The sequence below is a fragment of the Tepidibacillus fermentans genome (genome assembly GCF_004342885.1).
Taxonomy (GTDB): domain Bacteria; phylum Bacillota; class Bacilli; order Tepidibacillales; family Tepidibacillaceae; genus Tepidibacillus; species Tepidibacillus fermentans.
Map to the genome: position 1 here is coordinate 39,827 of NZ_SMAB01000008.1, position 24,797 is coordinate 64,623.

A 24,797-nucleotide genomic window follows, 5' to 3' on the forward strand; every position below is an offset into this window, starting at 1 on the left:
AATTTTCTTTGTACCATTTATTTGGATGTTTTAATATTATTGGAGGTGTCAAGGTGAGTAAACCAGTAAAATTTGACTATAGTCAAGCAAATTCTTTTCTAAAGCAACATGAGCTTGACCAAATGAAAGACATGGTCAAAACTGCTCATCAGATGTTACATAACAAATCGGGTGCAGGAAACGATTATGTCGGTTGGGTTGATTTACCCGTAATCTATGATCAAGAAGAATTTGAACGCATCAAACAAGCAGCTAAGAGAATCCAAGAGAAATCGGATGCATTTGTAGTGATTGGTATTGGGGGTTCGTATCTAGGAGCAAGAGCAGCGATTGAAATGCTCACCCACAGCTTCTACAATCAATTGCCAAAGGATAAACGGAAAACCCCTGAAATCTATTTTGTAGGTCATCATATTAGTTCTACTTATACCAAGCATCTCTTAGAAATCCTTGAAGGTAAAGACATTTCCGTTAACGTTATTTCGAAATCAGGAACAACAACGGAACCCGCCATTGCCTTCCGTATCTTTAAGGATTACCTTGAAAAGAAATATGGAAAAGAAGAGGCCAAAAAAAGAATTTACGCTACTACGGATAAAGCAAAAGGAGCATTGCGTAAGTTAGCTGATGAAGAAGGATATGAAACCTTTGTTATCCCTGATGATGTGGGAGGAAGATATTCCGTATTAACAGCAGTAGGATTACTGCCAATCGCTGTTGCTGGACTAGATATCGAACAAATGATGGCTGGAGCAAAGAATGCTTACGAGGAATATTCCAATGACGATCTTACTCAAAATGAGGCTTATCAATATGCGGTTGTGAGAAATGTTCTTTATCGTAAGGGAAAAACCATTGAGATCATGGTCAATTATGAACCAAGCCTACATTATTTCTCTGAATGGTGGAAACAACTCTTTGGTGAGAGTGAGGGAAAAGATCATAAAGGAATCTATCCTGCATCTGTCGATTTAACAACGGACCTCCATTCGATGGGACAATATATTCAAGAAGGTCGTCGTGATCTCATGGAGACCGTGTTGGTAGTAGAACAACCAAAAGAAGAGATCACCATTGAAGAAACTACAGATAATTTGGATGGATTAAATTATCTGGCAGGAAAGACGATGGATTTCGTCAATAAAAAAGCGTTCGAAGGAACATTATTAGCTCATACCGATGGAGAAGTGCCAAATCTTGTGGTAAAACTTGACCAGCTAAACGAATTCACCTTTGGTCATTTAGTCTATTTCTTTGAAAAGGCCTGTGGAATTAGCGGATATCTATTAGGAGTCAATCCATTTGACCAACCTGGTGTAGAAGCATATAAGAAGAATATGTTTGCTCTTCTTGGTAAGCCAGGATATGAAGAGGAAAAAGCAAAATTAGAAGCACGTTTGAAGTAAGATTAAAGTTTAATATAATATGGAGAATTAGAAAAAGGACTACTCGGCTTGTTTGCTTGGTAGTCCTTATGCATAAAATAGTGTTGAAAAATAATATCTGAAAAAATAAAAAATAACAAATTTTTATCTTGACGAACTGTTCATTTCGTCATAAAATCAATCATAAAATCAAAGTTTTTAACGTTGCAATTCTTTAAACAATAAAAACATGGAAACAACGAAGAAGGAAAGTTTTGCTGAACGAGGATTATAGAGAGCCAGTGGGTGGTGCGAACTGGTAGAATCGACAGCAAAATAGCGCTCTGGAGTTGTCAAGCTGAACCAGAAGTAGGTTTGATCGGTGAAAGCCGTTATCGTTGTAGATAGTGTTATTAACACTACCTACCGAGGTCGTTATTGCGAAATAATGACGAATTAGGGTGGTATCACGGAAACTTGCCTTCCGTCCCTATTGGTGAAGAGACCAATGTGGGATTGGAAGGCTTTTCATTTATATTCTATCTTTAACACTGCACCAATGAGGCGTGCGAAAGATTAATGGAGAAGAGGAGTGAAGAGGATGTTTAAAGAGTATCAACAATTGCGTATTCCTGGACCAACACCCATTGCACCAGAGGTTCAACGGGCAATGGAACGTACAATCTTAGGACACCGGAGTGGAGAGTTCTCCAAGATTTTTGCCGAAACGATCAAGAAAGCAAAACGAATTTTTCAGACAGAACAAGATGTATTGATTGTCGCTTCTAGTGGTACAGGGGCATTAGAAATGGCTGTAGCTAATGTTGTTGAACCAGGCGACAAAGTTCTCGTGGTTGTAACCGGAGTATTTGGTGGGCGATTTGCGAAAATCGCAAAGGCTTATCATGCGGAAGTATTAACAGCCGATTTTGAATTTGGAACAGCTGCAGATCCCAATCAAATAAGAGAAATTCTAAAACAACATCCTGATATTAAAGCCGTCTTTGCAACCCATTGCGAAACCTCAACAGGAGTTGTCAATCCCATTCAAGAATTAGCTCATATCGTTAAAGAGACAAATGCTGTCTTTGTTGTCGATAGCGTCTCTGCACTTGTGGGAATGGATCTAAAGTTTGACGAATGGGGAGTCGATATCGCAGTTACAGCGTCGCATAAAGCACTTGGATTACCTCCCGGGTTGGCTTTAATTGCTGTTAGCCAAAAAGCGTGGAGGGTGATCGATGAAAATCAAGGTACTCGCTTCTATTTTGATTTACGTTCTTATCGAGATAATGCAGCCAAGGATACAACACCATTTACCGGGCCCGTTTCCCTCGTTTTTGGACTTTCCAAATCTTTAGATTTGATCGAAGAAGAAGGATTAGAACAAGGATTTAAACGCCATTTCTTATTACGCAATATGGTTCGTGCAGCCGTTACCGCTTTAGGTTTAGAATTATTCGTGAAAAATGATCGAGACGCTTCCTGTACGGTAACAGCCATTAAGGGAAATGACCAATTAGATCCTGAAAAATTAAGAAAAGTATTGCGTGAAGATTATAAGATTGTAGCAGCAGGTGGACAACAACATCTAAAAGGGCAAATTTTCCGCATAGGTCATATGGGGTATACCCATCCAATGGATATCTTAACTACAATTTCTGGATTAGAATTAGCATTAAAACAAGTTGGTTATCCAGTAGAATTAGGTGCAGGAGTAAAAGCAGCACAGGAGGTATGGGCAAATGAAAAAAATCTTGGTTAGTGATCCCATTTCTGAGATTGGTTTAAAAAAACTAAGAGAAGCAGAGGATATTGAACTCGATATCAAAACAGATTTGTCGCCAGAAGAGTTAAAGAACATCATTGGAGAATATGATGGGCTTTTAGTACGTAGTCAGACAAAGGTAACGAAAGAGATCATAGATGCAGCGACAAAATTGCAAGTGATTGGCCGAGCAGGGGTTGGTGTTGATAATATCGATGTAAAGGCTGCAACAGAAAGAGGGATTGTAGTCATTAATGCTCCAGATGGGAATACCATTTCCACTGCTGAACATAGCTTTGCGATGTTAATTGCCATGGCCAGATGGATTCCTCAAGCTCATCAGGACTTAAAACAAGGGATCTGGAATCGGAAGAAATATGTTGGGGTTGAATTGAACCGGAAAACATTAGGAATTATTGGGATGGGGAGAATTGGTTCAGAAGTTGCAAAACGAGCAAAAGCGTTCAATATGAAAGTTATTGCCTATGATCCCTATATCACGAAAGAACGAGCAGACAAACTAGGAGTAACATTAGGTACTGTTGAAGATGTAGTGAAACAGGCCGATTTCATTACCGTGCATACACCTCTTACAAAAGAAACAAAGTATCTCATTGATGACAAGGAATTTGCCATGATGAAAAAAGGCGTACGAATCATAAATTGTGCTAGAGGTGGTATTATTCGCGAAGAAGCTTTACTTCGGGCATTAAATGATGGCACAGTCGCTGCAGCTGCCCTAGATGTGTATGAACAAGAACCGCCAATGGAGAATCCATTAATTGCTCACCCGCATCTAGTTACAACTCCTCATTTAGGTGCTTCGACTGAGGAAGCTCAATTAAATGTAGCAATCGACGTGGCTGAAGAAGTATATAACAAGCTAACAGACCAGCCTTTCCGTAATGCTGTGAACATGCCATCACTATCACTTGAAATATTGAATCATGTTCGTCCATATATTCAATTAGCTGAGAAATTAGGTATTCTTGTTGCAAACGTAGTCTTTGGAGCCATTGAAAAAGTAGAAATCAGTTTCTCTGGTGATATTGCGGAAAAAGAGATTGATATTCTAACAAGAACCGTTTTAAAAGGAATTCTCTCTCAGCATTTAGGTAGTGTAGGAGAAGTGAATGATGTCAATGCACCAGTCTTAGCAAAAGGAAGGGGGATTGACGTAGTAGAAAGCCGTTCCTCCAAAACTCATGGTTTCACCAACTTAATGACGGTAAAAGTGAAAACGAATCAGGATGAAAAGTATCTGTCTGGTACATTACTCAATGGCTATGGAGCAAGGATTGTGAACTTTAATGGCTATACGGTAGATTTAATCCCTGAGGGTCATATCATCATTATGGAACATTTCGACCAACCTGGAATCATTGGAAAAATGGGTACGATCTTAGGCAATGCGAACATTAACATTGCAACGATGCAAGTAGGACGCAACGAACTCGGCGGAAAAGCAATCGCCTTCCTTGGAGTGGACAAAGAAGTAGGGGAAGATACGATTGAACAATTAAAACAAGTAGAAAATGTTCAAAATGTTTATCAAGTAGAATTGTAGTTTGTGTATTTAGGCTTGAATGGTTCTATATAAGCGCTATCTGAGCGCGTGAGAACATTCAAGCCTTATTTTTGGAAATATTGCCTACCCCAACGGGACCATTTTCCGTTTTCTTTGCTCAAAAATACTAACCTCATTCACACCATAACTCCGCAGATAATCAATTCCCTTATCATAATCTTCTCCAACATGTTCAGGGCGGTGAGCGTCAGAATTGATCATCATCGGAACTTGCGCCTTTGTTAACCGTTCCATTAATAGGGGGGCTGGGTATAACTCCCCTACAGGTTTTCTTAAACCAGCAGTACTCATTTCTACAGTGATTCCGCTTTGTTGAATCAACGGAACAAGACGGTCATAAAGAGCTAACAGCTGTTCTTGTTCCTCTTCACTTGGCCGATGGCCAAACACCTTAATGACATCAACGTGACCAAGAATATCAAATTGCATCGACTCCAATAGTCGTTCAACCCGCCAAAAATACTCTTCATATACTTTCAGGATTGATCGTTGATTCCACTTTTCTCTCATTTCGGTTAAATCAAAACCCCAATCATCAATCCAATGAACAGAACCGATCACATAATCCCAAGGATAAGGCTTTAAGAAATCCTCAATTTCTTTTTCTTTACCAGGGATAAAATCTAATTCTATTCCTAATTTCACATCAATCCCTTTTTCCTTCGCTTGTAAGATCAAGTTGACATATTCATTGATATCTTCTGTCTGACGCTCTGCAATCCAAGGATTGTAAAGGATGGCTTTTGATTGTTTGAATCGATAGCCGTGTTCGGAAAACCCTAAATCAGTAATTCCCCGCTGTATCGCAACTTCTACATACTTTTCTAACCATTCGATTGTATATGGCCCAGTTTCTAGGTGAACATGATAATCCGTAATCATACGTTAATTTCCCCTTTACTTTTTTCATTCATTCTACCAAAAGATTTAAGAAATTTCGAACGTTTCCTTTTTTAAATTTTCCTTGTTGCCATCAGACGATCAAAATAATCGGTATCGACGAAGATTATTTTATTTGGATCGAAAGGTTCGTGAATTAAGAAGTTTGGGTAAAACGTATAAAAGATCGATTTCTAACCATAATAGATATCTAGACGATAAGGAATATTTCATTGCTTGATTAAACAAATAGGGAGCTTTTTCACATGAAAAAAATCATCTTAATCCTTATTGATGCACTTATGCCTGAGGCACTAGAGAATGGAATAAAGTCTGGGAAAACTCCCGGCCTTAAATTTCTGATGGAAAATGGGGTGTATCAGCCTCATTGTGTAACCTCATTTCCAACGATGACAGCTACTGTTGACTCCTCCTTAATGACGGGAACTTATTCAGATCAGCATAAGATCCCTGGATTGGTTTGGTATGACCCTAAAGAAAAACGCATCATCAACTATGTCAATGGAGCAAAAACGGTCCTCGCTTTAGGTATTCGAAAAGCTGCAAAAGATGTCCTTTATCATCTTAATCAAGTTCATCTTAATTCAAAAACAAAAACCATTTATGAAGAATTAGCCGATCATGGGAAAACCTCTGGTGCAGTTAATTTTATCATTCATCGGGGTCGAACCGTACATACCTTAAAACTGCCTTTTCTTTTAAATCTGATTACTAGGTTTTCGTTACAAAATAAGAAAATAAAAGCTGCCGATATTCTGAGTATCGGTGCATTGCATAAACCCCGTTTTCCTGGCAGAAAAATCTTTTGGAACTGGAATCAATCAGTATTTTCACATTTTGGAATCAATGACAATTATACAACGGAAGTGGTGAAATTTATTATTGAAAGTGGGCACCAACCAGATTTTTTAATGGTTTATCTTCCTGATCACGATCATTATTTACATAAACATATTGATCAGCCTTTACCCAGTTTAGAGAAAGTCGATCAAAAAATTGTTCAGATCTTAAATTTATTTGGTACTTGGGAACAAGCTTTAAAACAGAACACGTTTATTATTATTGGCGATCATGGTCAAACAAAAATTGGAAAAACCCAAAACCATAATATTGATTTAGATCAAATCTTAGCCCAATTTCAAGTCGTGAAATTAGGGAAAAAAGTTCATCCTAACGACCAGCTAGTGATTGGAAATAATGAACGAATGGTGTATCTTTATCCATTAAAGAAAGAGATTGAAAAGGATCTATTAAACGTTTTACTGCAAGATGAGCGAATTGATTTTATAGCAAGAAAAGAAGAGGAAACCGTTATTGTAGAAAATCACAAGGGATTGAAACTTCGTTTTGCCAAAAATGGAGCTTATCAAGATCCCTATGATGTCAATTGGCATGTGCATGGAGATTTAGCGGTTTTAGATGTGAGGCTTGATGGAAATACGATAGAATTTGGCGATTACCCAGATGCTTTTTCTCGTTTATACGGGTCACTATTCTCCCAAGATATTCAAATGCTTGTTCTCAGTGCTAAACCTTCTTATGAATTTATTACGAAGACTTTTCCTGTTCATCTCGGGGGTGGAAGCCATGGTTCTTTACATAAGACAGATTCAATTGTCCCTTTATTGGTAGCTGGTGCAAAGAAATGGCCAAAACCAAACACAAGGATTGTTGATCTTAAACAATATATTCTTGATTTGTTAGAGGTTCCTACAACATAATCAATAGCGGTAGAACATACAAGCCTAAATGATCTGAACTTGTACAGAAATGGGATAATGATCAGACAGGTTTATTTTGAACACATCGTAATCAATGACGCGAATGTTCGCTGAATGAAAGATATAGTCAATCCGCTGTTTAGAAAAGGGCATCGTGGGTAAATGCCCTTTTTTCATCATTAGAGCGGCGTCAAAACAACCAAAACGATCAAGTGAGAGAGAGGGTGTATTGAAATCCCCCATCATAAGAAATGGGGAAGTAAGTGCCTGAATATATTCAGTGATTCGCTGAAGTTGCTGAATTCTCTCTACATAAGACAAGCCTAAATGGGTATTTAAAATATGAACCTTTCTCTCGTTTACCTGTATTACAGTATCTAAAAGGCCCCGTTGTTCTTTTTGACTAGGGAGTAAAAGATGTGAAGTAGACAAGATAGGAAAACGACTAAAAGTAGCTAGGCCATAGTTGCCATTGCCAATAGGTACATGGGGGGCAAAACGGCCTGTAAGTTTGAGGGCGTTTTGTAAAGCGGTAAATTGGTGTCCTCGTTTATTATTTTCATTAATCTCTTGGATGGTAATCATATCGGCATCTTGATCGGCTAAAAAACGGATTAAAGAGCGAAATGTCGGGACTAGCCAAAAATTCTTTCCACTATGGATATTGTAACTTATGATTTTTAACAGGTTGTGCTGGTTAACCATTTGTTGAATCTCCTTCCCATAGAAGAACAATCATACTATACTATAGTATGAGTATAGGGTTATGATACCATTCAATCATAGATAGGAGCTTTGGGCCATGAGAAGGATTCAAGTCATTGCACATCGTGGAGCTTCAGCCATTAGTCCAGAAAATACAATGATTGCTTTTCAAAGGGCGATTCACATTGGGGCAGATGCCATAGAGACTGATGTTCAAATGACAAAAGATGGTCATCTCGTTCTCATCCATGATGAGCGTGTAAATCGAACGACAAATGGGAGTGGATTTGTAAAAGATTATACGTTAAACGAACTTAGAAAACTTGATGCAGGAAGTTGGTTTTCCTCTGTTTACCAGAACGAAAAAATACCGATGATCGATGAATTTTTTACTTTGATCAAATCAACCGATATATGGGTAAATGTTGAGATCAAAAATGGCTACTTTATGTACCCGGGAATCGAAGAAAAGTTAATTGGAAAAATAAAAGAATATGATTTGCTTTCCCGTGTTGTTGTTTCTAGTTTTAATCATTATTCTTTATTAAAAATCCATCAAATCGCCCCTTACATCAAAACGGCAATCCTTTATATGACAAACCTATTTGAACCATGGAACTATGCGCGAATGATTGGCGCAAGTAGTTTGCATCCATATAAAAAATCCTTGTCGAAAGAGATCGTTGATTATGCCCATCAAATGGGATTCACGGTCTATCCTTTTACTGTTGATGACAAGGAAGAGATGAAGAATTTAATTCAAATGGGAGTCGAAGGTATCATGACGAATGTGCCAGACCGATTGATTTTGTTCATTCGTGAATTAGGAGGAGAAGCATGAGACTACGCAAAAAACCTTGGGTAAAAGATGAAATTTTTCAGTATACATCTTATTCTGTAAAAGAACCAAGGGAATGGAAAGGAAAATGGAGGACATTATTTGGAAATGATTATCCCATTCATGTCGAGTTTGGAACGGGAAGGGGTAATTTTATCACGACACTTGCGAAGCAAAATCCAGAGATCAATTATATCGCGCTCGAACAAAAACAAGAAGTACTGGTTCAAGCGGTACGTAAAGCAGTAGCCTTAGAATTAAAGAACATTCGGTTTATCTTAGGGAACGCCAATTTTGTATTGGATTTCTTTTCAGATGATGAAATCGCAAGAATTTATTTGAATTTTGTTGATCCGTGGCCAAAAAATCGGCATGCAAAACGCCGGTTAACCCATCAAAATTATTTAAATATGTATCAACAAATTTTACAAAAAAATGGCTCGATTCATTTGAAAACCGACAATGAAATTCTTTTTGAATTTTCATTAAATGAGTTGAGTCTTCATCCGTTCTACCAATTGCATGATATCTCGCTAAACTTATATCGGAATGAAGAAAATCTAGAAAAACATGTGCAAACTGAATATGAGCTGAAATTCCTTGAACAAGGCAAACCCATCTATCGACTCGAGGCGACATTGATCTAGTTAAGAAACTGGCTTGTATGATTCTATAAGCTGCGACTTTCGTGAGCGAGCTTTCCCACTTACTGTTTATTCATGGAAAGCCGCGAGGGATCGGAGCAGCGTTAAAACATACAAGCCTATTTTTACCGCAAACTATTTCGTTGTAAGATTCTGTGGATCACTGACCGATGCAATAATGGATGGTAATTTTTCACCATTTAAGATTTTTTTTGCTCGATTTTCGTCAAATTCTTTTTCCCATTTTGCAACAACAATGGTAGCGACACCATTACCGATTAAATTGGTGATCGCACGAGCTTCTGACATAAAGCGATCAACACCTAGGAGCAGTGTTAATGCGGCAACAGGTAATGTATGAATACTAGATAATGTAGCAGCAAGTGTAATGAATCCGCCGCCAGTAACTGCTGCAGCTCCTTTTGATGTTAACATGAGTACAGCTAAGATCGTTAATTCTTGACCAAGTGTTAATGGTGTATTGGTTGCTTGTGCGATGAAGATTGCAGCCATGGTTAGATAAATTGATGTTCCATCAAGGTTGAAGGAATAACCCGTTGGAATCACCATACCGACAACAGATTTGGAAGCACCAAGTTCCTCCATCTTGGTCATCATTCGCGGAAGAACTGATTCAGAAGATGAAGTTCCTAGAACGATAAAGATTTCTTCTTTAATATATTTTAAGTACTTCCAGATGCTAAAACCATTCATTTTGGCAATTAGACCAAGAACGACAAATACAAATAATGCACTTGTTGTATAAACCCCTGCCATTAATTTACCAAGGGACAAGAGAGTATGAATTCCATATTTTCCAATCGTAAAGGACATCGCACCAAAGGCGCCTAAAGGAGCTAATTTCATAATCATACCGACAATACCAAATAATCCATGGGAGAATTGGTCGATGATTTTGACCAAAGGTTTTGCTTTTTCTCCCATTGCAGATAAAGAAAGCCCGAGCAAGATCGAAAATAATAAGACCTGTAAAATCTCTCCTTCAGCAAAAGCACCCACAACATTTGAAGGAATGATATTCATTAGGAATTCGGTTGTACTTAAATGTTTCGCTGCATTCGTGTAACTTGCGATTGCCGAAGCATCCATTGTTGAAACATCGGCATTGATTCCAGCACCTGGTTGATAAATTTTCACAACGATTAATCCTATGAAAAGTGCAATAGTAGTAACCACTTCAAAATAGATCAATGCTTTTAGTCCGACACGCCCTACCTTTTTCATATCTCCCATATTGGCAATTCCCACAACAACGGTAGAGAAAATAATTGGAGCAATCAACATTTTGATCAATTTAATGAATCCATCACCTAATGGCTTCATTTTCACCGCTACCTCAGGATAGAAGAAACCAAGGAGTATTCCGATGAGGATAGCGACTAAAACGCGAAAATAAAGACTGTGATAAATTTTTTTCTTTTTTGTTTGTTCCATACTTACTCTCCCACTTTTCAATATTAGGCGTAAAATTTAAAAAATTTTCTCTCTTTCTAATAGTATTATAATACATAGGTTCTTGTTTTGTACATGTAAATTATATGAATTATATATATTTTATTGTTATTCAAAAATAAATAATATTCATAAAATAACATAATTATTGAAATACTTAAAAAAATATTGCGTAAATTAATTTTCAGAATATATAATAAAAATGTAAAGGTTAGGTGGTCAGGACACCTAATGGTTGATCCGATAATAGCGAGGGAAGAAACTAGATTTTCTTAGGAGAGTTTTTATGATTTTTGAACCGATTAAAAAGAAAAGAGTTTATCAAATTGTTATTGAACGAATAAAATCTTCCGTTGAATCTGGGCAATTAAAGCCCGGAGATAAATTGCCTTCAGAAAGAGAAATGGCCAAATTACTACAAGTGTCTCGTTCTGCAGTTAGAGAAGCCCTTAGTGTTATGGAATACTATGGAATGGTGGAAATTAAAACAGGAATAGGGGTTTTTTTAGTTGAAGGTCAAATTCATCAACTATTAAATAAGATGAACATTCTACTGTTTGATGATGGAATACAATTGGTAGAAGTATTAGAAGTAAGACAAGGGATTGAATCACAAGCTGCTTATTTAGCTGCTAAAAGAGCCACTTTAGAAGATTTGACAAAGATAAAGAAAGCGCTTACAAAACTAGAAAAAGCTGTAATAGAAAATAAAATTGCGGCAAAAGAAGATTACGAATTTCATCGTGCTGTTGTTCAAGCCAGTAAAAATCAAATGCTAATGCAAATGATTTATCTTATTGCAGATTATTTTATCCTAGGACTAAACAAAAGCAGGGGGGAGTCTTTAAAAATACCAGGTAGAAGTCAACAAATTTTAAATGAACATAAAGAGATATATGATGCGATTGTCGCAAAAGATCCAAATCTTGCTAGTAAAAAGATGTGGGACCATTTAGAACATGTGAAGTCGAGGTTTAATTAAAGGGGAGGGATAAATAAAAGTTTTAAGAAGGTGGTGACTTTTTTATTCATTCAATTTTATTAGAGGAAATTTTAAGCTTATTATTCTAATGCCAAATTAAAATAAAAGAGAGGGAGAATGATGAGGAAAAAAGGGTTGAAAATTATAGCAATGATCGTAATGATCAGTATGATGGTTAGTCTGATAGGATGTTCATCATCATCCACTTCAGGTAATAGTGGGGACGGTGTAAAATTTATTAATATTGCTACCGCTTCAACAGGTGGAACCTATTATCCAATTGGAGTAGGCATGGCGACCTTATGGACAGAAAAGTTGAAAGGGGTTAATGCAAGTGCCCAATCCTCGGCAGGTTCAGTAGAAAACATTGAACTATTAAGAAATGGGGAAGCACAACTGGCGATTTTTCAGGGACTAATTGGTTCTATGGCTTACCAAGGAAAAGGTATCTTTGAAGGGAAAAAATATGATGGATTGCGTTCAATTTCCATGCTTTGGCCAAATGTTGAACATTTTGTTTTAAAAGAAAATCTAGCTAAAACAGGAAACATTCTCGATTTAAAGGGATCGAATTTTTCCGTGGGACCGCAAGCAAGTGGAACAGAACAATCCACAATGGTTATCTTTGAAGGAGTCGGCCTTTCAAAAGCAGATATTAAACCTGATTATCTTGGTTATAATGATTCAGCTGAAGCTATAAAAGATGGTAGAATAAGTGGTGCATCAATGCCAGCAGGTATTCCCGTAGCAGCAGTTACTGATTTATATGCAAGTAAAGCCGGTGTCAAGGTACTTGAGTTCACAGATGAACAATTAGCAAGTATTAACAAGTTGTATAATACTTGGTTCCGTTTCGTCATTCCTGTTGGAACCTATCCAGGTCAAAAAGAAGAGATTAAAACAATTGCTCAACCTAACTGGTTAGGTGTAGCCAATACAGTAGATGAAAAATTAGTTTACGATTTAACGAAGACTTTATTTGAAAATTTAGATTATATGTACTCTGTGCATAACAGTGCTAAGAATATTAAGTTGGAAACGGCCTTAAATGGTTTGCCTGTACCATTACACATCGGGGCATATAAATATTTTAAAGAAAAAGGACTCAAGATTCCAGAATACCTAATACCGCCAGAAGCTAAATAAACGAAAATTAAAGGGTGGCATAAACCACCCTATCACCATCTTTATTTAGGAGGACATAGATAAATGGAATCTAAAAAGACGGGAAAAGAAAAACAGGAAGCATTAAATTTTCAGCGTCAATTGACTGGATTTCAAGGGAAAATCGTTGCAGTGATTGCCGTTCTTTTTTCTATCTTTCAGATCTATGCCAATAGTATTGGTACAATTCAAGAAATTCACCGAAATGCGATTCACTTAGGATTTTTATTGGTTTTATCCTTTTTGCTATATCCAAGAAATAAGAAATCGAATATCCATAAATTTAGCCTATGGGATATTCTTCTAGCTATTGGCGGGGTTATCGTAGGTTTATATATCGTTATCTTTTATAAAGATATCTTTGTTGTCCGAGGTGGGCAAGCCAATTTACTAGATTATGTTGTGGCGGGATTAGCAATTGTCCTTACCCTAATTGCTGGAAAAAGGACGATTGGTTGGTTTATACCCATTCTTGGTATCATATTTTTACTCTATGCTAGATTTGGTGAATTTTCCTTTTTAGGAATGTTTGCTCATCAAAACTTTACAACAGAACGTTTACTTTACCGTATGTATATGACAACAGAAGGATTGTTAGGAATAACGATTTCTATATCATCTACTTACATCTTCTTATTTATTTTATTTGGTGCCTTTCTTAGTGCTAGTGGTGCCGCTGATTTATTTAATGATTTAGCCTTAGCGATAGCAGGTAAGAGACGTGGTGGCCCTGCTCAGGTAGCTATTCTTTCTAGCGCGATGATGGGGACATTAAGTGGAAGTGCTGTAGCAAATGTAGCTACTACAGGTACATTTACGATTCCCTTAATGAAAAAGATCGGTTATGCACCACATTTTGCTGGTGCAGTAGAAGCTGCGTCTTCTACTGGCGGGATGATGATGCCACCAATCATGGGTGCTGCCGCTTTTATTATGGCAGGTTTTGTAGGTGTTCCTTATTCAACAGTAATGTTGGCTGCTGTGATTCCGGCCTTGCTTTATTATGCAGGGGTAATCATTATGGTGGATATAGAAGCTAAACGTTTGGGTCTTAGCGGATTAAGTGATGAAACATTACCAAGAGTTTGGGATGTTTTAAAAAAACGGGGGTTACTATTATTACCAATTGTTGTGATCGTATGGACACTTATAGAAGGAAGAACCCCGCTATTTGCTGGTTTTGCTGGAATTATTTCCACCATTTTAGTAAGTTGGTTTCATAAAGATACAAGGATTGGCCCGAAGAAAATTTTAAAAGCTTTTGAAGAGGCTGGAAGAGGCGCTATACAAGTTGGTATTGCAACAGCTGCAACTGGAATTATCGTCGGTGTAGTGGGTATGACAGGAGTAGGATCTGTACTTGCTTATAACATCTTAAAAATTTCCTTTGGCCAAGTATCGGTTGCTTTAGTATTAGTTATGTTAACGGCGATCGTTTTAAGTTTAGGATTACCTTCAACTGCTTTATATATTGTGGTTGCGGTTACAGCAGCACCCGCATTAATAAAAGCAGGTATTCATCCCCTTGCAGCACATTTTTTCGTCTTTTGGTTTGGCGTATTATCTAATGTTACACCTCCTGTCGCATTAGCATCTTATACGGCTGGAGGAATTGCAGGAGCCGACCCGATGAAAACAGGATGGACAGGATTAAAATTAACAGTTGCAGGCTTTATTATCCCGTTTATGTTTGCTTATAATCCTGTCATTTTGATGCAAACGCCAGATGGAAGTCCTGTTCCGTTTGATAAAGTTATCTTGGCAGCTATTACTGGAATAATCGGAGTATTTGCTCTTGCCGTTGCTGTTCTAAATTACTATCGTACATCTTTAAATTGGCTGGAAAGAATTCTATTCTTCTTAGCAGCGATTTTTATGATTAAACCTGGGATGATTACTGATGCTATTGGAATTGGGTTACTCGCTATTGCTTTATTTATCCAGATAAAGAAACAAAAAGATATCAATAGAGGTGCCAATCATGAATACTTGGCCTAAGATATACAAAATCAAACAGACTTTTGCCAATCAACCTATTGTAAAGGATATTGAAGAAACGATTATTAAAGAAGTAGACTATGTGATGAATCAAAGTCAACTACCAGTAGGATCAAGCATTGCAATTCCTGCTGGTAGTAGAGGGATATCCAATATTGTCATCATTTTAAAAACGATCGTTACAAAATTAAAGGGGATGGGGTATCACCCTTTCCTTTTTTCTGCAATGGGTAGTCATGGCGGAGGTACAAGTGAAGGGCAAAAAAGTATATTAGAAAGTCTTGGTATTACAGAAGACGTGATGAAATGTCCAGTTATCTCCTCTTCAGAGGTAGTTCAACTTGGAAATACAGATCAGGAGATAACAGGGCTACCTGTATATATAGCCAAAGAAGCAGTAAAAGCAGACGGAATACTTGTCGTTAATCGAATAAAAGCCCATACTTCTTTTACAGGAACATATGAAAGTGGATTACTCAAGATGATGGCAGTAGGGATGGGAAGAGCAAAGGGAGCATCAATGGTTCATTCATTGGGTGCGGAGTATCTTGCTAAGTCCATTCCTTCGATTGCCAAAAAGATGATAGAATTAGCCCCGATTATTGGGGGTATTGGGATTATAGAAAATGCGTTCGAAGAAACAGCAATGATAAAAGGTTTATCTAAAAATGAGATTTTAAAAGAAGAAAAGAAACTGTTACAAATAGCAAAATCCTATATGCCTAAACTTCCAGTAAAAGATATTGATTTAGCCATTATTTTACAGATGGGCAAGAACTATAGCGGTACAGGAATGGATACGAATGTCATTGGTAGACTTCGGATCGAAGGAGTACCAGAACCTACTCATACGAATATCCGCTATCTTGCTGTTTTAGATTTATCTGAAGAATCTCATGGGAATGCAACTGGTATTGGTTTAGCTGATTTTACAACAGAAAAGTTAGTGAGAAAAATCGATAAACAGGCAACCTATCTAAATTGCATGACAAGCGGTTTTGTTACTAGAGCTGCAATACCTATGACTTTCCCGGATGATAAGACATTATTTGAAGGGATTGCAAAAGTATTTAAACGAGATGATTTATCATTTTTAAAAATCGTCATTATAAAAAATACCTTACAAATTGATGAATTATGGGTTTCGGAAGCAATATTTCAAACTTTGAAAGGAGAAAGAAATATTGAATTACTGGAAGGTCCCCTAAGTATAAAGTTCGACGAAACGAATTCGATCATCTTAAATTAAAAGTAAAGAGTAAGCAGTGGTGAGGAATGTCTTTATGCAAGGCAATTTTGGGAGGGGATAATAATGGAAAATAGAGTAATAGAGGAGATCAAGAGATTAATACCCGATCCGAAAAGAGTCATGACCGATATTTCCGACTTATATAGTTATTCTTATGATGCTTCTTTTGGCACGTATTTACCAGATATCGTTGTTCAGCCGAAAAGTACAGAGGAAATTGTTCGTCTCGTCCAATTAGCCAATCAAGAGAAGTTCCCTATTTACCCTCGAGGACAAGCAACGGGTTTAAGCGGTGGGTCTTTGCCAGTCAAAGGGGGGCTTGTTCTTGATTTATCGAAAATGAACCAAACCCTGATTATCGATCCTGATAATTTAGTGGCAATCGTCTCCCCTGGAGTCTTAACAGCAGATATTCATAAAGCGGCCGAACAATATGGTTTGATGTACCCGCCTGATCCCAGCAGTTCCAATGTCTCAACAATTGGCGGTAACTTAGCGGAAAATTCGGGTGGCCCAAAGGGATTAAAATATGGAGTAACCAAAGATTATGTAATTGGACTTGAAGTAGTAACCCCTGAAGGGAAAGTGATTCGTACAGGTGGGAAAACGGTGAAAAACGTTACGGGGTACGATTTAACCAAGCTGATTGTTGGTTCAGAAGGTACACTTGGGATTATCACCGAAGCCATCCTACGATTAATCCCCAAACCACCAGCGACAGAAACAGCGATGGTCATTTTTGACGATATTGTCGATTCAGGTCGAGCGATTTCGAAAATATTAACAAGTGGTATTTTACCTTCCAAATTAGAATTAATGGATCAGGCATCCATTCAAGCTGTTGAAGACTATGAACCTGTAGGCCTTCCCCGTGACGCTGAAGCGATTCTCCTTGTAGAAGTAGACGGGCACCCTTTAGCAGCGAAAGATGAAATTGAAAAAGTAAAAGCAATTTGCATAGGGCTTGGAGCGAGAGAAGTGAAAATCGCCACGACCAAAGAAGAACGTGAAGAACTATGGCGGGCGAGAAAACTGGTTTCTCCAGCAATTGTAAAAATTAAACCAACCAAAATTTCTGAAGATGCAACGGTTCCAAGAAGCAAAATTCCAGAGATGTTTAAACGGTTAAAAGAAATTAAAGAAAAATATCAGCTTCATCTTGTGATTTTTGGCCATGCTGGTGATGGGAATCTTCATCCCAATATTATTACGAATAAATTAGATAAAGAAGAAATGAAACGGGTAGAAAAAGCCGTAGAAGAAATCTTTCGTGCCACAATTGAACTTGGGGGAACACTCTCAGGTGAACATGGTATTGGAACCATGAAGGCTCCCTTTATGGAAATGGAATTAGGTGAAGTCGGTTTAGTGATGATGAAACGGATTAAAGAAGCATGGGATCCCAACAACATTCTTAATCCAGGTAAGATTTTTCCTGAACCTGGACAAAAGTTGGTGTTAAGTGAATGATTCCACTTACTGAATTGCAGAAAGAGTTGCGTTATGATTTAACCAATGCCTGTGTTCAATGTGGGTATTGTTTACCGGTTTGTCCCACATACATGACGATGGAAAGAGAAACTCAATCTCCACGGGGTAGAATTAATCTTGTCAAAATGGTGGCAGAGGGACGAATTGAAAATATTAGCCAAATTATGGAACCGCTTGAGCTATGTGTGGGTTGTCGTGCTTGTGAGACGGCCTGTCCAACAGGAGTTCAATATGGAAAAATTCATGAAGCCGCTAAAAATGCTCTGGCCAAACACAAGAAATATTCACCAACAGTAAAAATGATTCGAAATGTCTTATTTAAAAAGGTATTTCCTAAACAAAAAGTGATGGTCTCATTGGGTAATTTGATTTGGCTTTATCAAAAATCGGGACTGCAAAAGGTGTTGCAAAAAACCCAAATATTAGACCGATTTCCCAATCATTTAGGCGAATTCGAAAGAACGCTTCCACCATTGCCATCGATCAAGGAAAGAAAAATGGTAGGAAAACATATCTTACCAGAGCAAAAACCAAAGTTAAAGGTAGCCTTCTTTCAAGGATGTGTCATGGAAGGGATTTACCAACGAATTAATCGTTACACGATCGAATTATTAAAATTAGCAGGAGTAGAAGTGATTATTCCTAAAAAACAAACCTGTTGTGGAGCTTTACATGCTCACTCTGGCGAGCATAATCAGGCAATAGAATTGGCAAAACAGAATATTGATGTTTTTTCCCAACTTGATGTGGACTACATTGTGAATAATGCCGGAGGTTGTGGAGCAGCCTTAGTCGAATATGACCATTTATTAGAAAATGACCCTGATTATAAAGAAAAAGCGAAAGTGTTTGTCTCAAAAGTACGAGATATTAGTCAAATCTTAGTAGAAGCAGGGAATTTACCATTACAATATCCAATCAATGAAACTGTAACCTATCAGAGGTCTTGTCATATGACCAATGTACAGAAAGTAAAAGATGAGCCTTTACAGTTAATCCAATCAATTCCAGGCTTAAAATTGGTAGAAATGGAAAGACCCAATATGTGCTGTGGTTCAGGAGGAATCTATAATCTGATTCATTATGAAGAATCGATGAAAATTCTTTCATTAAAAATGGACACGGTAATAGATACACATGCTACTACAATAATCACAACGAATCCAGGCTGTTTAATCCAGATGCAAAAAGGAATTTTAAATGAAGGATTAAAAGGGAAAGTTCGTGCGGTCCATTTAGTAGAGCTGCTTGCTGAATCTGCAGGGATTGAATAGTGGCTTGTACGTTCTAACGCTGCTCCTAACCTTACGGCTTTCCGTAAATAAGGTCGGTGGGAAAGCTCGCTCTAAAGAATCAGCTTATAGAACATACAAGCCAAGAACACGGAAATGTGGGTTTGTATATTCCATAAGAGCGTTGGAATATACAAACCTATTTTGCTACCATTTTACATTTAACATTGACTGTAAGATGTGAACTGCTTGCCACCAAGGAAGATTTGGACTCTGAAATTCTTCTTTAAGAATATGATCGATATCTCGATCATCCAGTTCTATTTCTTCAATCCCTGAGGGCGTTCTCTCAATGAAAGTTTTATTTTTCAATGTAATATGGCGTTTTTCTTCTATTTTGTTCAGATATAGATTTTGCATGAAGCGATTTTTTTGATCATAGGATTTTTCGAGAAAAGGGATGATTTCTTCCCAAGTAAGAGGTTCAGGATATAATACCTTTTTTTGTGTGATCTCACCAAACATTTTTCTCGTCAGTCTCCAACGTTCAATCGTAGGGTCATAATCATAAATCACTTCATCCCCTAAGTAAGTTTGCTGATAAGGTTCGTTCAAGCGATAGGGCCTGAGAAAAGGATAATTAAATCCTACATCAATGAGATATGATTGATCTAAATCGACTTGAATCACAACATGGTTTGGATCAAAGAAACGAAACGACGTCTGAAACCCTAATTGATCAAGAAGTTGTTCTAAACTGTAGGTTTGATAAAAACAATTGCCACCAGATTTCCATTGATAGAGTCGATCAACAAAAGTTTCAACTGGTGGAACCCATTGTTGCTCTTGTAATACTTTAGGATATTGAATGATTTTCGTTATATTCTCAAAGGGTATCCGTCTTAAATGGGATTGGTAGATTGCATGTAAATAAGAATATGTTGGTTGTTGGACAGGTAATTGTAAATATTGTAAGTATGAATAAACCCATTGTGGTAGTATTGTCAATGGTGATTCCTCCCTAAGAGACCTCTCCATTTTTCATTTCTTGTTTAATTGTATCTTCAATATCTTTTAATTGCTTTTCATAAAAAATTTCCCATTCCACTCGTTGTGGCCCAGGTAATAAAGTTACTGTAAGATCAATGTCTACCTGCCGTAATTGATTCTGTTTCCATTTTAGATAGCTATAATACAAAAGTCTTGTTTCAAAAAGTGGGTATTCAAACCCTTTTGATATTAACTGAATTTGGGTTTGTTCATCTTTTTCTTTTAATTCGGGTATATGATGAAAGATATCTTCTAACCGTGAGAATGAACGTAGGAGGTTAGAAGGGACGTGCAAAGAATCAGACTCTGGATTGAAAAATGATTTGAAATAGGTTTCACTGGCAACTGGCATATAAGAATGGTAATCTTCGATCTGGAATTTTATACCACGTTCCAATGCTTTCGTTACCGCTTTATCTAAAGAATGAAAAAAAGTACTGTCATCTACATGCTGATATAAGGGCTTTATTCGATATAGTAGATTCATATAATAGTATTTTAGGTTCATAAATGCATCTTGATTACCTTGAAGTGTTTGTTTCCATAGTTGGTTTAGTTCCAAATTCGAATAATTAGACTTTTCTTTCATGCGTTGTTCCATTGCCTTTATATCCATCGTCAAACCTCATTTCCAATAACAGATCTTTTTATTTTCTTTCAAAATATTATAGCAGAACTCCCACGATTATGACATGTTAGGCGCAAAATGGTTTAATAAAAAAAGAGTGCCCCCAAATTGGAAGCACTCAGAAAAAGGGGGTTAACCCAAGATTGAGTTCTGTTTTTGCCTTTCGATTCTTCGTTGTTCTTGGAATCGTTTCGTTTCGGCGACAATCACTCCACTTAAACCAATAAGACCAATTAAGTTAGGAATCGCCATCATTCCATTCATGACATCAGCAATATCCCAAACCGTATTTAATTCAATAGTAGTACCAACAAAGACAGCAATGGTAAATATTAAACGATAGAAAAAGATTGATTTGGTACCAAAAAGGTATTCGAAACTTTTTTCACCATAATATGCCCAACCTATAATCGTAGAATAAGCAAAAAGAATAATTCCGATGGAAACAATCCATTGACCAATATGAGGTAAGAACATTTCAAACGCTCTAACCGTTATTTCGGCGGCTTGAGGATTCTTAAGATCTACGCCAGAATAGAGGCCACTCATCACTAAGACTAAACCAGTAATGGAAGCTACAACAATCGTATCTAAGAATGTACCTGTCATCGATACAAGAGCTTGACGCCCAGGCATATCTGTTTTGGCTGCAGCAGCAGCAATTGGTGCAGATCCGAGACCAGCTTCGTTTGAAAATACCCCCCTTGCTACCCCGTAGCGGATAACTGTACCTAAAGCTCCACCGGCAGCAGCCTTACCAGAAAAAGCATTACCAAAGATAAGAATTAAAGTTTCTGGGACTTTATCTAAATTCATGAGAATGATAATGATGCCACCAGCTACATAGAATAAAGCCATTACTGGAACTAAAAAAGAGCTTACTTTACCAATACTTTGTATTCCGCCGAGTAAGACAAAGCCAGTAAAAAGAGCAAGTATAAGTCCTGTTACCCAAGGAGTCACACCCATTGATTCTTTTACAGCATAGGCAACAGAATTCGACTGCACCATATTACCAATTCCAAAAGCTGCTATAGAAGCAAATATTGCAAATAAGATACCCAACCATTTCCAACCAAGACCCTTTTCAATGTAGTACATGGGTCCTCCTGCCATTTCTCCTCTAGCATCTACGGTACGATATTTGACTGCAAGAATCGCTTCAGAATATTTGGTAGCCATACCAAATAAGGCAGTCATCCACATCCAAAAAACGGCACCTGGCCCACCAAAAATAACAGCCGTTGCTACACCGGCAATATTACCTGTACCAATAGTTGCCGCTAACGCGGTCATTAAGGCAGCAAAGTGAGAAATATCTCCCTCTGATGAATGATCTTGATCTTTGGAGAATGCAAGCTTTAATGCGTATGGGAGCTGGTGAAATTGCAAAAATTTTAAACGAATTGTAAGAAAAAGTCCTGTACCAACGATAAGTATCAACATTGGTGGGCCCCAAACAAAATCACTAATCTTTCCAATTAAATCATTAAACATTCCTTTTACCTCTTTTCATTTTCCGAAAAATTTAACTATTATTTTTTATTCAGTTTACCTGAAAATTGCTCGTTCGTAAATAGATAACAGCTTTAAAAGATAAATGTTTTACAGCGTAAAAGTAAAAGTGGTGTCTTAGATGATTTGTTTAATAAATTGTGCTAAATTTAGAGATGCTTAATATTAAAACATGAACATAAAATGATCGAAATGGAGCAATAAAAAGATGAAGCAAAAAATAAAAACTTCGTTTCATATTGGTCAAGTAGTTGAAGTGGAAATTAAAAAAATTGGGATTAATGGTGAAGGAGTTGGTTACATAAATCGCCAAGTCCTATTTGTGCCAGGAGCATTGCCTACGGAGATTGTGGTAGCAAAAATAGAAAAGGTTGAAAAAAACTTCGTGATAGCGAAACTGATCAAAATTAAAAAAAGGTCAAAACAAAGAATAAAACCCCTTTGCTCAGTATACGAACAATGTGGAGGATGTACGCTGCAACATTTAGACTATGAAGGTCAATTAGATGCAAAGCGAGAACTAGTGCGGGAAGCGGTTGAAAAATATGCAAACCTTAAAGAAGTGGAGATTCGGCCAACGATCGGAATGGACAATCCTTGGGATTATCGTAATAAGGCTCAACTTCCTTTACGAGAAATCAAAGGAAAAGTATTGACTGGTTTATATGAGATGGGGAGTCACCGATTAGTAGACATTAGTTCTTGCCCCATCCAACATCCTAAAGTCAACGAAATGATCCAAGTAGCAAGAGATGTGATCCAAGAATTAGGAATCCCTATTTATGATGAACGAAAACGAAAAGGGATCATCAAACACCTCGTGGCAAGGGTAGGCTTTGAAACCGAAGAAGCTCAACTCACCCTGATTACAGCCACGGAGGAAATTCCAAGGATTAAAGAACTGATTCTTGAATTGCGCTACCGTCTGCCTTATCTAAAAAGTATTATGCAAAATATCAATCCGTTAAAGACATCGATTATTTTTGGCAATAAGACAAAAATTCTTTGGGGAGAAGAAAGAATCATTGAAAGATTAAATGAGATTGAATTCTCCTTATCACCAAGAGCCTTCTTCCAACTTAACCCAGAACAAACGGTGAAACTCTATACGGAAGTAGAAAAAGCCGCTGCATTAACAGGAAACGAAGTGGTTATCGATGCTTATTGTGGAGTAGGTACCATTGGTTTATGGTTGGCCAAGTCAGCCAAAGAGGTTCATGGAATGGACATTATTAAAGAAGCAATAGAAGATGCGAGAAAGAATGCAGAAGCTGGTGGTTACACCAATGTAAAGTACACCTTAGGAAAAGCAGAAGAAATACTCCCAAAATGGGTGAATAACGGCTTTCAAATCGATGTATTAATTGTCGATCCTCCAAGAACAGGACTCGATTCCAAATTACTTGAGACGATTCTCCAAGTGAAACCAAAGCGCTTCATCTATGTTTCTTGCAATCCTTCTACATTGGGAAAAGATCTGGCGATCCTGTTAAAAGGAGGCTATCAAGTCGAATATATTCAACCGATCGATATGTTCCCACAAACGAGCCATGTGGAGAGTGTGGCGAAGATCGTTTTGACAGGGTAAACACCAAATAAACTCGTTCCACTCCAAACATACTCGTTCATGAAGAAAAATAAAGTTGAACTTTGGATGAATTTTACTGGAAAAAGAAATCGTTTGTCTCCCGCTCCTTATTTGAAAAAGAGGGAGAGGAAAATAAAGAGAAAAAGCGGGAGAATCATTGAAATATCAAGGAAAAAGGGATATGAGAGAGAAACAAGAGGGGAGAAAAGCCCACGTTCTTCCCTTTTTCTTTTTCCAAAAATCGAAATAAAGTTGGTCCGTTTTAAGGAAAAAAGCGGGAAAAAAACAGAGAAAAAAATCGAAAAAATCGGGGGAGGACGAACGAGTTTATTTCAAATGGGAAGAAAAGGAGACGTAGGAATGCGGGTTGGAGCAGGGGGGAGGAAGGAGTTTATTAGGAATTTACAGAAGTTGTAGAGCATAAATAAACTCTTGCCATTCACAATAAACTCTAGCAAAAATCAAAACAAAGTTGTGCAAAAAGGCATGGGAAAGGAGAGAGGAGAAAAGGAAAACCCTTGTTCCTCAAGCCTTTCTCCTCATTCCCTGTCACAACTTTATTCTTAGTTCATAATAAAGTTATGGCAGAAAATATCGAATCAAAAATCGAGAAAATGAGCGATTCGTGAGCGACTTTATTATGAATGGATTTTACGCTGTTCAAAAAGTGACAAGCCCTCTCGATTATAGGAAGGGCTTGTATAGATATGATGGAATATTTTGTTGAAAACACAACCTTATTCAATATTATTTTATTCGCCAAGCTCTAATGAAAAAAATAATTGCACAGACTAACGGGAAAAATGCTAAATAATTCTTGTCAATAGCTTGGAACAATGCAGTTATTGTAAGAATGATCCCTATGACATATAAAAAAATAATTTTATAGTTCCGTTTCA

At 37.4% G+C, this 24,797-nt stretch carries 19 protein-coding genes and 1 other annotated feature; of the genes, 13 read left to right on the forward strand and 6 right to left on the reverse strand.

Annotation, left to right across the window (positions count from 1 at the left end; all coding sequences use genetic code 11):
- The first annotated feature begins 53 nt into the window (after window positions 1-53).
- The 3 genes from EDD72_RS06750 (at window position 54) to serA (ending at window position 4,699) form a co-directional block, all read left to right on the forward strand.
- Complete coding sequence (locus tag EDD72_RS06750) at window positions 54-1,406, forward strand: glucose-6-phosphate isomerase (protein WP_132768604.1); 1,353 nt, start codon at window positions 54-56, stop codon at window positions 1,404-1,406.
- A 208-nt stretch (window positions 1,407-1,614) separates the two neighbouring features.
- Window positions 1,615-1,859, forward strand: a binding site (T-box leader).
- Window positions 1,860-1,965: 106 nt separating this feature from the next.
- Window positions 1,966-3,129 (forward strand): pyridoxal-phosphate-dependent aminotransferase family protein, encoded by a 1,164-nt coding sequence (locus EDD72_RS06755; protein ID WP_132768607.1) that lies wholly within the window; start codon window positions 1,966-1,968, stop codon window positions 3,127-3,129.
- Window positions 3,110-4,699 (forward strand): phosphoglycerate dehydrogenase, encoded by a 1,590-nt coding sequence (gene serA, locus EDD72_RS06760; protein ID WP_132768610.1) that lies wholly within the window; start codon window positions 3,110-3,112, stop codon window positions 4,697-4,699. Before EDD72_RS06755 ends, serA begins: the two co-directional genes overlap by 20 nt.
- A gap of 84 nt (window positions 4,700-4,783) precedes the next feature.
- Here serA and EDD72_RS06765 read toward each other — a convergent pair whose 3' ends face one another.
- Window positions 4,784-5,602: a histidinol-phosphatase HisJ family protein gene (locus EDD72_RS06765; protein WP_132768612.1), complete on the reverse strand. Its 819-nt coding sequence runs from the start codon at window positions 5,600-5,602 to the stop codon at window positions 4,784-4,786.
- A 263-nt stretch (window positions 5,603-5,865) separates the two neighbouring features.
- On the opposite strand from EDD72_RS06765, the gene EDD72_RS06770 reads away from it, so the two are divergent.
- On the forward strand, window positions 5,866-7,341 hold the full coding sequence (locus EDD72_RS06770; protein ID WP_132768614.1) for an alkaline phosphatase family protein: 1,476 nt from the start codon (window positions 5,866-5,868) through the stop codon (window positions 7,339-7,341).
- Window positions 7,342-7,365: 24 nt separating this feature from the next.
- On the opposite strand, the gene EDD72_RS06775 is transcribed toward EDD72_RS06770, so the two are convergent.
- Window positions 7,366-8,046, reverse strand: coding sequence for an endonuclease/exonuclease/phosphatase family protein (locus EDD72_RS06775; protein ID WP_132768616.1), 681 nt, complete (start codon window positions 8,044-8,046; stop codon window positions 7,366-7,368).
- Between the two features lie 97 nt (window positions 8,047-8,143).
- On the opposite strand from EDD72_RS06775, the gene EDD72_RS06780 reads away from it, so the two are divergent.
- Together EDD72_RS06780 and trmB are read left to right on the forward strand one after the other, a co-directional pair.
- Window positions 8,144-8,887 (forward strand): glycerophosphodiester phosphodiesterase, encoded by a 744-nt coding sequence (locus tag EDD72_RS06780; protein WP_132768618.1) that lies wholly within the window; start codon window positions 8,144-8,146, stop codon window positions 8,885-8,887.
- Entirely contained in the window at window positions 8,884-9,531 is a 648-nt protein-coding gene (gene trmB, locus EDD72_RS06785; RefSeq protein WP_132768620.1) for a tRNA (guanosine(46)-N7)-methyltransferase TrmB, read from the forward strand. The genes EDD72_RS06780 and trmB overlap by 4 nt, the downstream gene beginning before the upstream one ends.
- A 132-nt stretch (window positions 9,532-9,663) precedes the next feature.
- On the opposite strand, the gene EDD72_RS06790 is transcribed toward trmB, so the two are convergent.
- Entirely contained in the window at window positions 9,664-10,983 is a 1,320-nt protein-coding gene (locus tag EDD72_RS06790) for a dicarboxylate/amino acid:cation symporter (protein ID WP_132768622.1), read from the reverse strand.
- Between the two features lie 304 nt (window positions 10,984-11,287).
- On the opposite strand from EDD72_RS06790, the gene EDD72_RS06795 reads away from it, so the two are divergent.
- The 6 genes from EDD72_RS06795 (at window position 11,288) to EDD72_RS06820 (ending at window position 19,159) form a co-directional block, all read left to right on the forward strand.
- The gene (locus EDD72_RS06795) at window positions 11,288-11,983 is read left to right on the forward strand and encodes a FadR/GntR family transcriptional regulator (protein WP_132768624.1); all 696 of its coding nucleotides are present in this window, start codon (window positions 11,288-11,290) and stop codon (window positions 11,981-11,983) included.
- Between the two features lie 120 nt (window positions 11,984-12,103).
- Complete coding sequence (locus EDD72_RS06800; RefSeq protein ID WP_341539468.1) at window positions 12,104-13,129, forward strand: TAXI family TRAP transporter solute-binding subunit; 1,026 nt, start codon at window positions 12,104-12,106, stop codon at window positions 13,127-13,129.
- Between the two features lie 63 nt (window positions 13,130-13,192).
- Window positions 13,193-15,145: a TRAP transporter permease gene (locus EDD72_RS06805; protein ID WP_132768628.1), complete on the forward strand. Its 1,953-nt coding sequence runs from the start codon at window positions 13,193-13,195 to the stop codon at window positions 15,143-15,145.
- Complete coding sequence (locus EDD72_RS06810) at window positions 15,129-16,394, forward strand: nickel pincer cofactor-dependent isomerase, group 22 (protein WP_132768630.1); 1,266 nt, start codon at window positions 15,129-15,131, stop codon at window positions 16,392-16,394. Before EDD72_RS06805 ends, EDD72_RS06810 begins: the two co-directional genes overlap by 17 nt.
- A 63-nt stretch (window positions 16,395-16,457) precedes the next feature.
- Window positions 16,458-17,864 (forward strand): FAD-binding oxidoreductase, encoded by a 1,407-nt coding sequence (locus EDD72_RS06815; RefSeq protein ID WP_132768632.1) that lies wholly within the window; start codon window positions 16,458-16,460, stop codon window positions 17,862-17,864.
- Complete coding sequence (locus EDD72_RS06820) at window positions 17,861-19,159, forward strand: (Fe-S)-binding protein (RefSeq protein WP_132768634.1); 1,299 nt, start codon at window positions 17,861-17,863, stop codon at window positions 19,157-19,159. The genes EDD72_RS06815 and EDD72_RS06820 overlap by 4 nt, the downstream gene beginning before the upstream one ends.
- A 165-nt stretch (window positions 19,160-19,324) precedes the next feature.
- Here EDD72_RS06820 and EDD72_RS06825 read toward each other — a convergent pair whose 3' ends face one another.
- The 3 genes from EDD72_RS06825 to EDD72_RS06835 form a co-directional block, all read right to left on the reverse strand.
- Entirely contained in the window at window positions 19,325-20,125 is an 801-nt protein-coding gene (locus EDD72_RS06825; RefSeq protein ID WP_165894994.1) for an arylamine N-acetyltransferase, read from the reverse strand.
- A gap of 13 nt (window positions 20,126-20,138) precedes the next feature.
- Window positions 20,139-20,783, reverse strand: coding sequence for a hypothetical protein (locus tag EDD72_RS06830; protein WP_132768639.1), 645 nt, complete (start codon window positions 20,781-20,783; stop codon window positions 20,139-20,141).
- Window positions 20,784-20,927: 144 nt separating this feature from the next.
- Window positions 20,928-22,292, reverse strand: coding sequence for an alanine/glycine:cation symporter family protein (locus EDD72_RS06835; RefSeq protein ID WP_132768641.1), 1,365 nt, complete (start codon window positions 22,290-22,292; stop codon window positions 20,928-20,930).
- A 226-nt stretch (window positions 22,293-22,518) separates the two neighbouring features.
- Between EDD72_RS06835 and rlmD the strand changes: the two genes are divergently transcribed.
- Window positions 22,519-23,898, forward strand: coding sequence for a 23S rRNA (uracil(1939)-C(5))-methyltransferase RlmD (gene rlmD / locus EDD72_RS06840; RefSeq protein ID WP_132768643.1), 1,380 nt, complete (start codon window positions 22,519-22,521; stop codon window positions 23,896-23,898).
- Window positions 23,899-24,797 lie beyond the last annotated feature (899 nt).